The organism is Citrobacter werkmanii, from assembly GCF_008693645.1.
Classification (GTDB): Bacteria; Pseudomonadota; Gammaproteobacteria; order Enterobacterales; family Enterobacteriaceae; genus Citrobacter; species Citrobacter werkmanii.
In genome coordinates, this window is sequence record NZ_CP044101.1 from 4555251 (window position 1) to 4570395 (window position 15145).

Here is a 15145-nt window from a genome sequence, read left to right on the forward strand (position 1 = left end):
GAACTCAATTCCCAAACATCAGTGCGGTGAGCACAAAATCCAGCCCCAAAACGGCGAGAGAGGCGTGCACAACGGTGCGTGTCGTTGCCCGGCTAATGCCGGCTGAGGTCGGGATCGCATCATAACCATTGAACAATGCAATCCAGGTGACCGTTATGGCGAACACCACGCTCTTAATCAGACAGTTGACCAGATCCAGACGCCAGTCGACGGCATTTTGCATCGCCGACCAGAAAAAGCCTGCATCAATACCTTTCCAGCTAACGCCAACCAGCGAACCGCCCCAGATCCCCACCGCGACAAAAATAACCGTCAACAGCGGCAATGAAATGACACCGGCCCAAAAACGCGGAGAGATCACCCGACGCAGCGGATCGACGGCCATCATTTCCAGACTGGAGAGTTGCTCGGTCGCCCGCATCAGGCCAATCTCTGCGGTTAAGGCCGATCCGGCGCGCCCGGCAAACAGTAGCGCCGCAACAACCGGCCCCAGCTCACGTAACAATGACAGCGCCACCAGCATGCCAAGGCTGGTTTCCGCACTGTAGGTCGTCAGAACCAGGTATCCCTGCAACCCCAGCACCATACCGATGAACACACCAGAAACAATAATGATCAGCATCGATAAGACACCGACATTATAGAGCTGGCGTATCAGCAGCGGCGCATGTTTGCGAAACTCCGGCTTGCCGACAACCGCATTGAACAACATTAATCCGGCTCGCCCGAACGTCCTGAGGGTTTTAATCCCTCGATGTCCGAGTGATGCCAGCGCATTTAACAACATGGGTGGCTTAACTCCCTGTTTTGAGTAAATCGATGTGGTAGTCGCCCGCCGGATAACGGAACGGAACCGGCCCATCAGCAATACCGTCAAGGAACTGACGTACGCGCGGGTCGGCGTTTTCTTGCAGAGCCTGAGCACTACCGTAGGCCACTATTTTTTTGTCCGCCATAATATAGGCGTAATCTGCAATACTCAGCACCTCAGGCACATCATGGGACACCACCACGCAGGTGACGCCCAGCGCACTGTTCAGTTCTGAAATCAGTTTCACCAGCACACCCATGGTAATGGGATCCTGGCCGACGAACGGTTCGTCAAACATAATGAGGTCAGGCTCCAGCGCGATGGCGCGTGCTAACGCGGCACGCCGTGCCATCCCACCGGATAATTCAGAAGGCATTAACTTTGCCGCGCCCCGCAGACCAACAGCTTCAAGCTTCATCATCACCGTGCTTTTCAGCAACGCTGCAGGCAACGTCGTATGCTCGCGTAGCGGATACGCGACGTTGTCAAACACGTTCATGTCGGTAAACAGCGCGCCGGACTGAAACAACATACTCATGCGTTTACGCACGGTAAATAAACGCGAACGGGACATGGCCGGAACGTTCTCGCCGTCGAACAGGATCTCGCCCTTATCCGGGGGTATCTGTCCGCCAATCAGACGCAATAGCGTCGTTTTGCCGATGCCTGATGGCCCCATGATCGCCGTCACCTTACCACGCGGCACCGTCAGGGAAATATTATCAAAGATGCAGCGATCGCCTCGGGAAAAGCTGACATCGCGCATATCGACTAGATTCGCCACAGACTGACCCATTGATTCATCCTTTACTATTGCCTCGTTGATCGAAGAGTTTGGCGCTCAATTTAGCCCTGAACCCAACATATTTACAGATTATTGCCTGTCCTGGTTAGCGAAAGCTGGCATTTGTTTTACTTTTTAGCCGCATAAAGTCAAAATTAAGACTTCGTTACGGCTTCCAGAAGATCCTTCAAGTGGACCGGCGAGTATACCTGAAGAAAGGACTTTAGATGCTTTTAGCGACGGCGCTGTTAATAATTGGTTTACTTCTGGTGGTCTACGGTGCCGACCGTCTGGTATTTGCCGCATCCATTTTATGTCGAAATTTCGGTATCCCCCCCATTATTATTGGGATGACCGTTGTCAGCGTAGGGACGTCGTTACCCGAGATCATTGTCTCTGTGGCGGCATCAATAAATGGGCAACTCGATCTGGCCGTGGGTACCGCTATCGGCTCTAACATTACCAACATTCTGCTTATTTTAGGTCTGTCGGCGCTGATTCATCCTTTTACCGTGCATTCTGATGTTCTGCGCCGTGAATTACCGCTAATGTTGCTGGTGAGTATTTTAGCCGCATCCGTGTTGTATGACGGCCAGTTGAGTCGTAGTGACGGTTTCTTTCTCCTGCTTCTGGCCGTGCTATGGCTGCTATTCATTGTTAAAATCGCCCGTCTGGCTGAGCGACAAGGCAATGACACGCTGACCCGGGAGCAGATAGCGGAACTTCCACGCGAAGGCGGATTGCCGGTCGCATTTTTGTGGTTGGGCGTTGCGTTGATTATTATGCCAATGGCAACACGGATGGTGGTGGATAACGCCACCGTACTGGCGAACTATTTCGCCATGAGCGAACTCACCATCGGGCTGACGGTAGTCGCTATTGGTACCAGTTTGCCAGAGCTGGCAACGGCCATTGCGGGTCTGCGTAAAGGCGAAAACGATATTGCCGTTGGCAACATCATCGGCGCGAACATTTTTAATATTGTTATCGTCCTCGGGTTACCGGCGCTAATTACGCCGGGTGAAGTCAATCCGATGGCCTTCACCCGTGACTATAGCGTCATGCTGCTGGTGAGCGTGATTTTTGCACTACTCTGCTGGCGACGTCCGCGCCAGATTGGTCGCGGCGCGGGTGCGCTGCTGACCGGCGGTTTTATCATATGGCTGGCGATGCTGTATTGGTTATCGCCACTTCTCGTTGGATAACTGGAAACGCATTATGTCGCACTTAGAGTTGCAACCGGGTTTTGACTTTCAGCAAGCAGGCAAGGAAGTCCTGGCAATTGAACGTGAAGGCCTGGCGGAGCTTGATCAGTACATTAATCAAAACTTTACCCTCGCCTGTGAAAAAATATTCAGTTGCCCGGGCAAAGTCGTGGTGATGGGGATGGGGAAATCCGGACATATTGGGCGGAAGATGGCGGCCACTTTTGCCAGCACCGGCACCCCCTCATTTTTCGTGCATCCGGGCGAAGCCGCGCATGGCGATTTAGGCATGGTCTCGCCGCAGGATGTGGTGATCGCCATCTCTAACTCCGGCGAATCCAATGAGATAGCAGCGTTAATCCCGGTATTAAAACGTCTTCATGTCCCGCTTATCTGCATGACCGGCCGTCCGGAAAGCAGCATGGCGCGTGCGGCAGATGTGCATCTGTGTGTTAAAGTGCCCAAGGAAGCTTGCCCGTTAGGCCTGGCGCCGACCAGCAGCACCACCGCAACGCTGGTGATGGGCGATGCCCTTGCCGTGGCGTTATTAAAAGCACGCGGCTTCACCGCGGAAGATTTTGCGTTATCGCATCCGGGTGGCGCACTGGGCCGTAAGCTTTTGCTGCGTGTTAACGATATTATGCATACGGGTGATGAGATTCCGCATGTTAATAAAAGCGCCAGCCTGCGTGACGCCTTACTTGAGATCACACGTAAAAATCTCGGCATGACCGTCATTTGCGATGATGCAATGAAGATTGACGGTATTTTCACGGATGGCGATTTACGTCGCGTCTTTGATATGGGCGTAGATGTACGCCAGTTAGGCATTGCCGATGTGATGACCCCTGGAGGCATTCGCGTGCGTCCGGGCATTCTTGCCGTTGATGCCCTGAACTTAATGCAGTCCCGCCATATCACTTCGGTAATGGTTGCTGATGGCGACCAGTTACTCGGTGTGTTACATATGCATGATCTGCTGCGTGCAGGTGTAGTGTAAGAAACTCAAGGATAAAGAAAATGAGTAAAGCAGGTGCGTCGCTTGCGACCTGTTATGGACCCGTCAACGCTGACGTTATCACCCGGGCTGAGAACATCCGTTTGCTGATCCTGGATGTGGATGGCGTATTGTCTGATGGTCTGATTTATATGGGCAACAACGGTGAAGAGCTGAAGGCTTTTAACGTCCGCGATGGCTACGGAATTCGCTGTGCGCTCACTTCCGGTATTGAGGTTGCTATTATTACCGGACGAAAGGCTAAACTTGTAGAAGATCGCTGTGCCACATTGGGGATCACGCATCTGTATCAGGGGCAGTCAGACAAACTGATCGCCTTTGACGATCTGCTTGGAAAACTGGCGATCGCGCCGGAAAATGTGGCCTATGTTGGCGATGACCTGATCGACTGGCCAGTGATGGCAAAAGTGGGATTAAGCGTAGCGGTGGCGGATGCCCATCCATTGCTGATTCCACGCGCCGACTACGTCACCCGTATCGATGGGGGACGCGGCGCTGTACGTGAAGTCTGCGATTTATTACTCCTGGCGCAGGGCAAACTGGACGAGGCCAAAGGGCAATCGATATGAGCAAAACCAGACGTTGGGTTATCATTCTACTGTCGCTGGCTGTCCTTGTGATGATTGGTATTAACCTGGCAGACAAAGACGAGGCCACTCAGGTCGCCGTCAATAACAACGAGCCAACCTATAAAAGCGAACATACCGATACCGTCGTGTATAGTCCGGAAGGCGCGCTGAGCTATCACTTGATCGCCCAACACGTTGAATATTATTCGGAGCAAGCGGTTTCGTGGTTTACTCAACCGGTATTAACCACGTTTGATAAAGATAAAGTACCGACCTGGTCAATCAAAGCCGATAAAGCCAAATTGACCAACGATCGAATGCTGTATCTGTACGGCCATGTTGAAGTTAACGCCCTGGTGCCTGACTCTCAACTACGCAGAATTACGACCGATAACGCACAGATTAACCTGGTGACTCAAGACGTCACTTCTGATGATCTTGTCACGTTATATGGCACAACATTTAACTCCAGCGGACTGAAGATGCGCGGCAACTTACGCAACAAGAACGCCGAGCTGATTGAAAAGGTTAGAACCTCATATGAAATCCAAAATAAACAAACTCAGCCTTAATCTTGTGCTTGCCAGTTCACTTCTGGCCGCCAGCATTCCGGCATTTGCCGTCACCGGCGATACCGAGCAGCCGATTCATATCGAGTCGGACCAGCAGTCCCTGGATATGCAGGGCAACGTGGTGACGTTTACTGGTAACGTGATTGTGACTCAGGGCACCATCAAAATTAATGCCGATAAAGTCGTTGTGACCCGCCCGGGCGGTGAAGACGGTAAAGAAGTGATTGATGGTTACGGTGAGCCCGCCACCTTTTACCAGATGCAGGACAACGGTAAGCCAGTGAAAGGCCGCGCCTCACACATGCACTATGAACTGGCGAAAGACTTCGTCGTGCTCACCGGTAAGGCTTACCTGGAACAGCTCGATAGCAACATCACGGGTGATAAGATCACCTATCTGGTAAAAGAGCAGAAAATGCAGGCCTTCAGCGATAAAGGCAAACGCGTCACCACCGTTCTGGTTCCGTCGCAGTTGCAGGACAAAAACAAGGCTCCGGCAGAGAAAAAAGGTAACTGATTCGTTATGGCAACATTAACTGCAAAGAACCTTGCAAAGGCCTATAAGGGCCGCCGTGTGGTGGAAGATGTCAGTCTGACCGTCAACTCCGGGGAGATCGTCGGTCTGCTTGGTCCTAACGGTGCGGGCAAGACAACGACATTTTACATGGTGGTCGGCATTGTCCCGCGCGATGCGGGCAACATTATCATCGATGACGAAGATATCAGTCTGCTGCCACTGCATGCGCGCGCGCGTCGCGGCATCGGCTACCTACCGCAGGAAGCGTCTATTTTCCGTCGCCTGAGCGTGTTTGATAACCTGATGGCGGTACTGCAAATTCGTGACGATCTCACTAGTGAGCAGCGGGAAGATCGCGCCAATGAGCTGATGGAAGAATTCCATATCGAACATCTGCGTGACAGCATGGGCCAATCGCTCTCCGGTGGTGAACGACGCCGTGTGGAAATCGCCCGCGCGCTGGCCGCGAATCCGAAATTTATCCTGCTTGATGAACCGTTTGCCGGTGTTGACCCGATTTCCGTTATCGATATCAAACGGATCATCGAACACCTGCGCGACAGCGGGCTTGGGGTGTTGATTACCGACCATAACGTCCGCGAAACGCTGGCAGTTTGTGAGCGCGCCTATATCGTGAGCCAGGGACACCTGATCGCCCACGGCACGCCGACAGAAATACTGCAGGATGAGCACGTTAAGCGCGTATACCTTGGGGAAGACTTCAGACTCTGATAGGGTAGAAGACTTCACGTCACCGCAGGAGAAAACCACTCTGAACATGAAGCAAGGTTTGCAACTCAGGCTTAGCCAACAACTGGCGATGACGCCTCAGCTACAACAGGCTATCCGTCTGTTGCAGTTGTCCACGCTGGAACTTCAGCAAGAACTTCAGCAAGCGCTGGAAAGTAACCCACTGCTCGAGCAAACCGATCTTCACGACGAAATTGATACCCAGGAAAAACAGGACAGCGAATCCCTCGATACCGCAGATGCGCTCGAACAAAAAGAGATGCCAGAGGAATTGCCGCTTGACGCCAGTTGGGATGAAATCTACACCGCCGGTACGCCTTCAGGCACCAGCGGAGATTACATTGACGACGAACTGCCTGTTTATCAGGGGGAGACCACGCAATCGCTGCAGGATTACCTGATGTGGCAAGTGGAGCTGACCCCGTTCTCGGATACCGATCGCGCCATTGCGACATCAATTGTTGATGCGGTTGACGAAACCGGTTATCTCACCGTGACCCTGGACGATATTCTCGAAAGCATGGGCGATGACGACGTCGGTATGGATGAAATCGAAGCCGTGCTTAAACGCGTTCAGCGCTTTGATCCCGTTGGCGTGGCAGCCAAAGATCTGCGTGACTGCTTACTGATCCAACTTTCGCAATTTGATAAGTCCACACCATGGCTGGAAGAAGCGCGCCTGATCATCAGCGATCACCTCGATCTGTTAGCCAACCATGACTTTCGCTCGCTGATGCGCGTAACCCGACTGAAAGAAGACGTGCTGAAAGAAGCCGTCAACCTCATCCAGTCGCTCGATCCCCGCCCAGGACAGTCGATCCAAACCGGCGAGCCGGAATACGTCATCCCGGATGTGCTGGTGCGTAAGCATAACGATCGTTGGGTGGTCGAACTCAACGGCGACAGCATTCCACGCTTGCAGATTAACCAGCACTACGCCGCGATGTGCAATAGCGCGCGCAACGATGCCGACAGCCAGTTTATTCGTAGCAATTTGCAGGATGCGAAGTGGCTGATTAAAAGTCTGGAAAGCCGCAATGATACGCTGCTGCGCGTCAGTCGCTGTATCGTTGAACAGCAGCAGGCCTTCTTTGAGCAAGGCGAAGAATTTATGAAACCGATGGTGCTGGCGGATATCGCCCAGGCCGTCGAGATGCACGAATCGACCATTTCCCGAGTGACCACGCAAAAGTATTTGCACAGTCCGCGCGGCATATTTGAACTGAAGTATTTCTTTTCCAGTCACGTTAACACTGAAGGCGGGGGCGAAGCCTCATCCACAGCGATCCGCGCACTGGTGAAGAAATTAATTGCTGCGGAGAACCCCGCGAAACCGCTGAGTGACAGCAAGTTAACCTCTATGCTGTCGGATCAGGGTATCATGGTGGCGCGCCGCACCGTTGCGAAGTACCGAGAGTCTTTATCCATTCCGCCGTCTAACCAGCGCAAACAACTGGTGTGACCCAACCGATAAGGAAGACACTATGCAGCTCAACATCACTGGAAACAACGTCGAAATCACGGAAGCTCTGCGCGAGTTTGTTAATACCAAATTCGCCAAGCTTGAACAATATTTCGACCGGATTAATCAGGTCTATATTGTGTTGAAAGTGGAGAAGGTTACACATATCTCGGATGCAACACTGCATGTAAACGGTGGTGAAATTCATGCCAGCGCGGAAGGTCAGGATATGTACGCCGCCATTGACGGTTTAATTGATAAACTGGCTCGGCAGTTAACAAAACATAAAGATAAACTGAAACAGCACTAACTTTCCGGGCAGTTAGCGGGTGCAGGACGGCCTGTTGTGCAGCACAACGGGCCATTTGTACAGTTAGCGCTTAGGTGAAATTATGACAAATAACGATACGACTCTACAACTGAGCAATGTTCTTAACCAGGAATGTACGCGCGCGGCCGTTCACTGCCAAAGCAAGAAACGCGCACTGGAAATCATCAGTGAACTGGCGGCAAAACAGCTCAGCTTGCCCTCTCAGGTGGTATTTGAAGCCATTCTGACGCGTGAAAAAATGGGCAGTACCGGCATCGGTAATGGTATTGCCATCCCGCACGGCAAGCTGGAAGAAGACACGATGCGCGCGGTTGGCGTGTTTGTGCAACTCGAAACCCCCATCGCCTTCGACGCCATTGATAATCAACCCGTCGATCTGCTTTTCGCCCTGCTGGTCCCGGCAGACCAAACCAAGACGCATTTGCATACATTATCGCTGGTCGCCAAACGTCTGGCAGATAAAGCCATCTGCCGTCGCCTGCGCGCCGCACAGAGTGACCAGGAGTTGTATCAAATCATCACGGACACCGAAGGTGGACAGGATGAAGCATAACAACCCAATGGCATCCTTTTTTGTCGTTGTGAGGAGAAACAGTACATGGTACTGATGATCGTCAGCGGTCGTTCAGGGTCAGGCAAATCCGTTGCCCTGCGTGCGCTGGAAGATATGGGTTTTTACTGCGTGGATAACCTTCCCGTAGTGCTGTTGCCCGATCTGGCTCGTACACTGGCCGATCGCCAGATTTCTGCGGCCGTCAGCATTGATGTGCGTAACATGCCGGAATCCCCGGAGATTTTCGAGCAGGCAATGAACAATCTGCCTGAAGGCTTCTCACCGCAGTTGCTGTTCCTTGATGCCGACCGTAACACGCTGATTCGCCGCTACAGCGACACGCGTCGTTTACACCCCCTCTCCAGCAAAAACTTGTCGCTGGAAAGCGCTATCGATAAAGAAAGCGATTTGCTGGAGCCGCTGCGTTCCCGCGCAGACCTGATTGTTGATACCTCCGAAATGTCCGTACACGAACTGGCGGAAATGCTGCGTACCCGACTGCTGGGCAAACGTGAACGTGAATTGACGATGGTATTCGAATCCTTTGGTTTCAAACACGGTATCCCGATTGACGCGGACTACGTCTTTGACGTGCGCTTCCTGCCCAACCCACACTGGGATCCGAAGCTGCGCCCGATGACCGGTCTTGACCGCCCTGTCGCCGCCTTCCTCGACAGGCACACAGAAGTACACAATTTTATCTACCAGACCCGCAGCTATCTTGAGCTATGGTTACCCATGCTGGAGACCAACAACCGCAGCTACCTCACTGTAGCCATCGGCTGTACCGGCGGGAAACACCGTTCGGTGTATATTGCAGAGCAGTTGGCAGACTACTTCCGCTCACGCGGTAAAAACGTGCAGTCACGCCATCGTACGCTGGAAAAACGTAAATCATGACCGTGAAGCAAACCGTTGAAATCACTAATAAGCTGGGCATGCATGCCCGGCCAGCAATGAAACTTTTTGAATTGATGCAGGGTTTCGAAGCAGAAGTTTTGCTGCGTAATGATGAAGGAACGGAAGCCGAGGCAAACAGCGTTATCGCGCTGCTGATGCTGGATTCTGCGAAGGGGCGGCAGATAGAAGTTGAAGCCACAGGCCCGCAGGAAGTTGAAGCTCTGGCCGCGGTGGTTGCCCTGTTTAATTCAGGGTTTGACGAAGATTAATCGAGTACACAGAACGTAGCCAGTAGGCCGGATAAGGCGTTTACGCCGCATTCGGCAATAACTCCGCTAATACAGCTTATTTTCCCGCATAAACGACTCACCGCCTAACTGGCGCATTTGGCGCATAATCCACGCCTGACGGCTACGCACATAACCCGAAGGCGCATTCGCTTTAAAACGTAAAGGATTAGGTAGGACCGCCGCCAGCAAGGCCGCTTCAGACATACTTAAGCGACTGGCAGGTTTATGAAAATACCGCTGCGCCGCCGCCTCCACGCCAAAAATGCCGTCGCCAAACTCCGCAACGTTCAGATAGACGGTCAGAATACGTTTCTTGCTCCAGACCGTTTCCATCCCCAGCGTGAGCCCGGCTTCAAGGCCCTTACGCACCCAGCTACGTCCATCCCACAGAAAGAGGTTTTTTGCCGTCTGTTGCGATAACGTTGACGCCCCGCGAATACGGTTTTCATTACGTTCATTATGCGCCAGCGCTTTCTCGATGGCAGAGACATCGAATCCCCAATGGTCAGGGAACTTCTGGTCCTCGGCGGCAATCACCGCCAGCCCCATCCACGGTGAGATCTCATCCATACTCACCCAGTCCGAGTGCGCCACATACCCGAAATCACCGGATAACCATGCGCCCAGTTGCCGCTCGACCATCACCGCCGAAAACGGCACCGGCATCACGCTGAAAAGGGCGATGCCCCCGCCCCAGAATACGGCGAGGACGATAACCGCCCGTAGAAAGATACGCCGCAGAAAAGCGGTAACGCCTGTTCTCATTCAACCAACACCAGCACACGCGAGACCAGTTTATCGATGCCACTCGCGGCCTGAGCGATATCCTGCGCCAGCATATAGGCGGGCGTGGTGACAATTTTGTTGTCTTCATCAACGACAATGTCATCAACCGGACAAGGCACATGTTCAGCGCCCATCTCCTCCAGTACCTCTGCCGTATCGATATCCGTGCCAATGGTCAGACGCAGCGGAAAATCAAAAATTTTGGGTAACATGGCGGGCGCAATACACATAAATCCCAACGGTTTCCCCATCTGATGCATGGCAACTGCCAGCGCGGCTAAATCACTGTCAACCCGGCATTCGCTGCCCTGGCTGGCAAAATTACTCAGATTTTTGGCGGCGCCAAACCCACCTGGCACGATCAACGCATCCAGTTCCGTTGAAACCGCCTGAGCAAGCGGGCGAATCTCGCCGCGTGTGAGACGAGCGGCTTCAATCAGGACATTGCGTGTTTCCGGCATCGGCTCGCCGGTCAGATGATTAATCACATCAGCTTGTTGTTTATCCGGTGCGAAGCAGACGGCCTGCGCGCCATTGCGGGCAATGGCCAGCAGCGTGAGTACGGTTTCATGGATCTCTGCACCGTCATACACACCGCATCCGCTGAGCACGACTCCCACTTTTTTCATCGTGATACTCCTTTCTCAACTGGCTGAAACATATTAGTTATTATGATTTAAATGCTACGCTTCACACATTTAACTGATTCATGTAACAAATTATTTAAGATTTGCTATCTTAACTGCGTGCGGCCTGAAAAATAGGGCTGTGCCTTTGTAAACAATGACAATAAGTTACGGCGCAGCCACGATTTCCCTGGTGTTGGCGCAGTATTCGCGCACCCCGGTCAAGCCGGGGTCATTTTTTTTCCACACTCGCCACCCAGGCTTTTAGTACCGCCACGTCGTGCTGCCACTCCTGCTTCATCTCTTCAATCCATTCAGCAACGTTATCTTCCCAGGCTGGAAGATCTGGCGACTGGATTTGCTGACCTAACTGTTGCAGATGGCGCAGCCCCACCGAACCTGCCGCACCTTTAATTTTATGACCTTCCTCAACCACGCCTTTTTTATCACGTGCAGTCAGATTGGATTCCAGCACGCTCAAATATCCCGGCATCATCTTCTCAAACACCGCCAGCCCGTCGGTAATTAACTTCGGTCCCACCAGCTCGAGGTATTGTTCCAACATAGGAATATCTAACAGCGCTTGCGATTTACTGCTCTCTTCAGATGTCACAGTGCTCTCCTCTTTGTTTCGGGTATCCCAGTATTTTTTGATCATGGCGGTTAAAGCCGGGACTGACAGCGGCTTACTCAGCACGTCGTCCATTCCCGCATCCAGATACTCTTTTTTATCTTTCAGAACGTTGGCGGTAAGGGCCACCAGCGGCGGCAGATCTTCACGCGCGTATTTTTGCGTAAGCTCGCGGGAGATATCCAGCCCGGTCATATCCGGTAGCTGAATATCCAGCAATACCAGGTCATATTCACCCGGCGTGAACATTTCCAGCGCGGCTTTCCCGGTCATGGCGACATCCACGCTATTACCCAGTTTTTCCAGCACTGAGCGCGCGACAATGACGTTCAGTTCAATGTCTTCCACCAGCAGGACATTCAGGGCGGGCAGCGGCATGTCATCGTCTTCAAAAGCGTCTTCAATCTCTTCCGCTACCGCAGGCGCATGCACAGTCAGCGTAAAGACAGAGCCTTTACCAGCCTGGCTGGAGACCGTAATATCGCCGCCCATATTTTTCGCCAGACGCTTTGATACGGCCAGACCAATCCCGGTTCCTGTTGCCGGTTTGCCGCCGTTACTGTCCTTCACCTGATAATACATGGCGAAGATTTTATCCTGTTCATCCTGCGGAATGCCGATCCCGGAATCTTCTACCTCGAAATGCAGCATATTCCCCTGGTCATAGCGCGCCCGCACGGTCACCTGCCCCTGCTGGGTAAACTTCACGGCGTTGCTGATCAGATTCCACAGAATCTGGCGCAAACGCGTGCCGTCGGTAATCACTTTATGCGGCAACGGTAGCGTTGGCTCAAGCACAAAACGCAGCCCTTTTTGCTGCGCCTGCAGGCCAGAGAGGTTTTCCAGATCCGCCATAAAGCTGGTGAAATCGATCGGCTGGTTATCGAGCTGGACTTTACGCCGCTCCATCTTATCCATATCGATAATATCGTTGAAAATATTGCCCAGCGTCACGGCTGAGACGTGGATAGTTTTCAGGTATTTTTCCTGCTCGGCGGTCAAATCCGTATCCAGCAGGATCCGGCTTAAGCCAACAATACCGTTCAGCGGCGTACGCAGCTCGTGACTGATGGTGGAAATAAACGTGGTCTTATCGCGGCTGGCGCGTTCAAGCGCGTCCTGATAACGCTTACGTTCGGTAATATCGCGACCAAAGCCCATCAGGCCATGTCGTTTACCGACGCGGTCGTAGTAAGGCACTTTACGAATTTCAAAGCAGGCTTTGCGTCCATCCGGATAGTCCAGCCACTGTTCATAGGTGAGCGAGACGTTATGACGAAACACCTTCTCGTCGGTCTCAATAACTTTTTCAGCCGCCTCAGGGGAGTAAACGTCAGCCGGTTTCAAATTCACCAGTTGCTTTTCGCTCTTGCCGGTCAGCAACTCCATGGCGCGGTTACAGCCGGAAAATTCTTTATCTTCATTACGATAAAAGACCAGGTCCGGCGAGGCATCAAGGAAAGAGCGTAAAAATGAAGACTGTTGCTCAAGCTGAATCTGCGCTTCTTCGCGCTCTTTGATTTCGACCTTCAGTTGCTCAAACGTTTCCTGACGCTCCGCTTCAGCTTTTTCGCGCTCAACAATTTCCTGATTGAGCTGGGCGATATTATCTTTCAACTGCACATTGAGCTTGAGATCGCGCTCGCGCATCTCTTCCAGCTTTTGCACCAGCCGTGACAGACGCTGCCGGGATTCCTCCAGTTGCTCCACCACCACTGACAAAAAATAGACGGCCCAGGGGGTAATTAACAGACCAAAAAAGATAGAGCGGATGACATCAATGCTTTCTACCTGGCCATGCAGCACCATGGTGACAGCCATTTGCACCACAATTGCCAACACGACCAAAGCCAGCGCTAATAGCAGCGAAAAGCGCACCAGACCTAACTTCATCATCAGGTCGACATAATATTGCGCCAGCATACGAATTTGCTTCATAGAGGGTTCCTTCACGACAACTTGGCACAATAATACTCAATTCTCAGCGTGACGTTGAAGATTGTGCAAGAAATGCGGCGGTTATCGGTGAAATGACCGGGTAGGCGGTAGGCCGGATAAGTTCATCGTAGGCCTGATAAGCGAAGCGCCATCAGGCAAGCAGGCGCAGATTGCCTGATGGCGGCTTTGCCTTATCAGGCCTACATACTAGCTCCCCAGTTGTACCCACGGCGTACCCAGCGCCGAGCCTTGCACGCCGTGCTCGTTAAGGTACTTATCCAGTTCGACCATCCCCGTCCAGCGATTTTCACACCATAGCGGCGCCAACAGCGTTGGGCGACGCGCGCTGGCGGAAATACGATGATAAATCACCTCCGGCGGCGTATGGCGGATCATCTCCCCTGCGGTAATCGTGTAGTCGTCCAGTTCAATCCCGTTCAGCCGCCCGGCTTCCCAGGCTTTCGCCATCGTACTGCCTTTCACAATATGCAGCGGATGCAGCTTAATACCGTCAACGCCCGTCTCCACCACACGTTCCATGGTTTGCAGACATTCTGCCTGCCCTTCTCCCGGCAGACCGACGATCAGATGCGAGCACACTTTCAGCCCGCGCTCGCGCGCCAGCCGCGTGGTGTTTTGGTAGCAGGCGAAATCATGGCCGCGGTTAATTCGGTGCAAGGTTTTGTCATGCGCGGTTTGCAGGCCGAGCTCCAACCACACTTCATAGCCCAGGTCTTTATACTCGCAAAGCAGATCAAGCACCGCTTCCGGCACACAGTCGGGGCGCGTCCCAACGCACAACCCGACGATACTGGCCTGGCTGACCGCCTGTTGATACATCGAACGCAGCACCTGTACTTCAGCAAAGGTGCTGGTGTAGGCCTGGAAATAGGCCAGATAGCGTTTCGCACGATTGACCAGGTGCGCCTGATGTTCAAGCTGCTCGGCAATGGAATGGTGCTGCTGCGCTTCATCGGCAAACGAGGCGACATTACAGAAAGTACATCCGCCGCGCCCGATGGTGCCATCGCGATTTGGGCAGCTAAAGCCGCCGTGCAGCGTGAGTTTATGAACCTTTTGTCCATAACGGCGAGAAAGATCCCCACCAAACATATTGACTAATTTCTGTAACTGCATAATCTGGTAGACCGCGCCTTGAAAAGAGGCCAAAGCCTGCCATTTTTTGCCCCAGTCGGCGATGACCTGGATCAATCGCCCTGGCGAGCCTTTATTCATTGCATAACAAATCAAAATAATCGAAATTTCATTCACTAAAAATGTAATTACTTTTCCTTATATTCGACTCTTTTTTTTATCTTCTTATACTCTTTGCATAAAAACAGTATCTTTAAGACGCCAAAACTTTAAAAACCAGCATAAAATGCCAAACATCTTGATAAAC

General features: G+C 52.5%; 17 protein-coding genes. 11 read left to right on the forward strand and 6 right to left on the reverse strand.

What is annotated here, in order from left to right; all coding sequences use genetic code 11:
- Nucleotides 1-4: 4 nt before the first annotated feature.
- Nucleotides 5-787 (reverse strand): lipid asymmetry maintenance ABC transporter permease subunit MlaE, encoded by a 783-nt coding sequence (gene mlaE, locus FOB24_RS22410; protein WP_085048643.1) that lies wholly within the window; start codon nt 785-787, stop codon nt 5-7.
- A 7-nt stretch (nt 788-794) separates the two neighbouring features.
- On the reverse strand, nt 795-1607 hold the full coding sequence (gene mlaF, locus FOB24_RS22415) for a phospholipid ABC transporter ATP-binding protein MlaF (protein ID WP_038634255.1): 813 nt from the start codon (nt 1605-1607) through the stop codon (nt 795-797).
- A 215-nt stretch (nt 1608-1822) separates the two neighbouring features.
- Between mlaF and FOB24_RS22420 the strand changes: the two genes are divergently transcribed.
- From FOB24_RS22420 to npr, 11 genes are all read left to right on the forward strand, one after another.
- Nucleotides 1823-2800 carry a calcium/sodium antiporter gene (locus FOB24_RS22420; protein WP_150345486.1) on the forward strand — a complete coding sequence of 326 codons (978 nt, stop codon included), beginning with the start codon at nt 1823-1825 and terminating at the stop codon, nt 2798-2800.
- A gap of 13 nt (nt 2801-2813) precedes the next feature.
- Nucleotides 2814-3800 (forward strand): arabinose-5-phosphate isomerase KdsD, encoded by a 987-nt coding sequence (gene kdsD / locus FOB24_RS22425; RefSeq protein ID WP_038634261.1) that lies wholly within the window; start codon nt 2814-2816, stop codon nt 3798-3800.
- Nucleotides 3801-3820: 20 nt separating this feature from the next.
- Entirely contained in the window at nt 3821-4387 is a 567-nt protein-coding gene (gene kdsC, locus FOB24_RS22430) for a 3-deoxy-manno-octulosonate-8-phosphatase KdsC (protein ID WP_069324401.1), read from the forward strand.
- Nucleotides 4384-4959 carry an LPS export ABC transporter periplasmic protein LptC gene (lptC, locus tag FOB24_RS22435; RefSeq protein WP_038634267.1) on the forward strand — a complete coding sequence of 192 codons (576 nt, stop codon included), beginning with the start codon at nt 4384-4386 and terminating at the stop codon, nt 4957-4959. The genes kdsC and lptC overlap by 4 nt, the downstream gene beginning before the upstream one ends.
- Nucleotides 4928-5476 (forward strand): lipopolysaccharide ABC transporter substrate-binding protein LptA, encoded by a 549-nt coding sequence (gene lptA / locus FOB24_RS22440; RefSeq protein ID WP_038634270.1) that lies wholly within the window; start codon nt 4928-4930, stop codon nt 5474-5476. Before lptC ends, lptA begins: the two co-directional genes overlap by 32 nt.
- Nucleotides 5477-5482: 6 nt before the next feature.
- Entirely contained in the window at nt 5483-6208 is a 726-nt protein-coding gene (gene lptB / locus FOB24_RS22445; RefSeq protein WP_003025073.1) for an LPS export ABC transporter ATP-binding protein, read from the forward strand.
- Nucleotides 6209-6254: 46 nt separating this feature from the next.
- Entirely contained in the window at nt 6255-7688 is a 1434-nt protein-coding gene (rpoN, locus tag FOB24_RS22450) for an RNA polymerase factor sigma-54 (protein ID WP_038634272.1), read from the forward strand.
- A gap of 22 nt (nt 7689-7710) precedes the next feature.
- The gene (gene hpf / locus FOB24_RS22455) at nt 7711-7998 is read left to right on the forward strand and encodes a ribosome hibernation promoting factor (RefSeq protein ID WP_038634275.1); all 288 of its coding nucleotides are present in this window, start codon (nt 7711-7713) and stop codon (nt 7996-7998) included.
- Nucleotides 7999-8080: 82 nt separating this feature from the next.
- Nucleotides 8081-8572 (forward strand): PTS IIA-like nitrogen regulatory protein PtsN, encoded by a 492-nt coding sequence (ptsN, locus tag FOB24_RS22460; RefSeq protein ID WP_038634278.1) that lies wholly within the window; start codon nt 8081-8083, stop codon nt 8570-8572.
- A gap of 45 nt (nt 8573-8617) precedes the next feature.
- The gene (rapZ, locus tag FOB24_RS22465; protein ID WP_003025085.1) at nt 8618-9472 is read left to right on the forward strand and encodes an RNase adapter RapZ; all 855 of its coding nucleotides are present in this window, start codon (nt 8618-8620) and stop codon (nt 9470-9472) included.
- The gene (gene npr / locus FOB24_RS22470) at nt 9469-9741 is read left to right on the forward strand and encodes a PTS phosphocarrier protein NPr (RefSeq protein WP_003025086.1); all 273 of its coding nucleotides are present in this window, start codon (nt 9469-9471) and stop codon (nt 9739-9741) included. Before rapZ ends, npr begins: the two co-directional genes overlap by 4 nt.
- Before the next feature lie 66 nt (nt 9742-9807).
- Here the strand turns inward: npr and mtgA are convergent, their stop codons facing one another.
- From mtgA to FOB24_RS22490, 4 genes are all read right to left on the reverse strand, one after another.
- Nucleotides 9808-10527, reverse strand: a complete 720-nt coding sequence (gene mtgA, locus FOB24_RS22475) for a monofunctional biosynthetic peptidoglycan transglycosylase (RefSeq protein ID WP_038634281.1) — start codon at nt 10525-10527, stop codon at nt 9808-9810.
- A complete protein-coding gene (gene elbB / locus FOB24_RS22480; protein WP_038634284.1) occupies nt 10524-11177 on the reverse strand; it encodes an isoprenoid biosynthesis glyoxalase ElbB in 654 nt (217 codons plus the stop codon). Before elbB ends, mtgA begins: the two co-directional genes overlap by 4 nt.
- Nucleotides 11178-11406: 229 nt before the next feature.
- A complete protein-coding gene (gene arcB, locus FOB24_RS22485) occupies nt 11407-13743 on the reverse strand; it encodes an aerobic respiration two-component sensor histidine kinase ArcB (RefSeq protein WP_069324404.1) in 2337 nt (778 codons plus the stop codon).
- A gap of 207 nt (nt 13744-13950) precedes the next feature.
- Entirely contained in the window at nt 13951-14880 is a 930-nt protein-coding gene (locus FOB24_RS22490) for a TIGR01212 family radical SAM protein (protein ID WP_110496730.1), read from the reverse strand.
- Nucleotides 14881-15145 lie beyond the last annotated feature (265 nt).

Coding starts and splice junctions, on each gene's coding strand:
- mlaE (WP_085048643.1), bottom strand. CDS start 787: ATGTTGTTAAATGCGCTGGCATCACTCGGACATCGAGGGATTAAAACC.
- lptC (WP_038634267.1), top strand. CDS start 4,384: ATGAGCAAAACCAGACGTTGGGTTATCATTCTACTGTCGCTGGCTGTC.
- kdsD (WP_038634261.1), top strand. CDS start 2,814: ATGTCGCACTTAGAGTTGCAACCGGGTTTTGACTTTCAGCAAGCAGGC.
- FOB24_RS22420 (WP_150345486.1), top strand. CDS start 1,823: ATGCTTTTAGCGACGGCGCTGTTAATAATTGGTTTACTTCTGGTGGTC.
- rpoN (WP_038634272.1), top strand. CDS start 6,255: ATGAAGCAAGGTTTGCAACTCAGGCTTAGCCAACAACTGGCGATGACG.
- npr (WP_003025086.1), top strand. CDS start 9,469: ATGACCGTGAAGCAAACCGTTGAAATCACTAATAAGCTGGGCATGCAT.
- mtgA (WP_038634281.1), bottom strand. CDS start 10,527: ATGAGAACAGGCGTTACCGCTTTTCTGCGGCGTATCTTTCTACGGGCG.
- elbB (WP_038634284.1), bottom strand. CDS start 11,177: ATGAAAAAAGTGGGAGTCGTGCTCAGCGGATGCGGTGTGTATGACGGT.
- kdsC (WP_069324401.1), top strand. CDS start 3,821: ATGAGTAAAGCAGGTGCGTCGCTTGCGACCTGTTATGGACCCGTCAAC.
- FOB24_RS22490 (WP_110496730.1), bottom strand. CDS start 14,880: ATGCAGTTACAGAAATTAGTCAATATGTTTGGTGGGGATCTTTCTCGC.
- rapZ (WP_003025085.1), top strand. CDS start 8,618: ATGGTACTGATGATCGTCAGCGGTCGTTCAGGGTCAGGCAAATCCGTT.
- lptB (WP_003025073.1), top strand. CDS start 5,483: ATGGCAACATTAACTGCAAAGAACCTTGCAAAGGCCTATAAGGGCCGC.
- hpf (WP_038634275.1), top strand. CDS start 7,711: ATGCAGCTCAACATCACTGGAAACAACGTCGAAATCACGGAAGCTCTG.
- ptsN (WP_038634278.1), top strand. CDS start 8,081: ATGACAAATAACGATACGACTCTACAACTGAGCAATGTTCTTAACCAG.
- lptA (WP_038634270.1), top strand. CDS start 4,928: ATGAAATCCAAAATAAACAAACTCAGCCTTAATCTTGTGCTTGCCAGT.
- arcB (WP_069324404.1), bottom strand. CDS start 13,743: ATGAAGCAAATTCGTATGCTGGCGCAATATTATGTCGACCTGATGATG.
- mlaF (WP_038634255.1), bottom strand. CDS start 1,607: ATGGGTCAGTCTGTGGCGAATCTAGTCGATATGCGCGATGTCAGCTTT.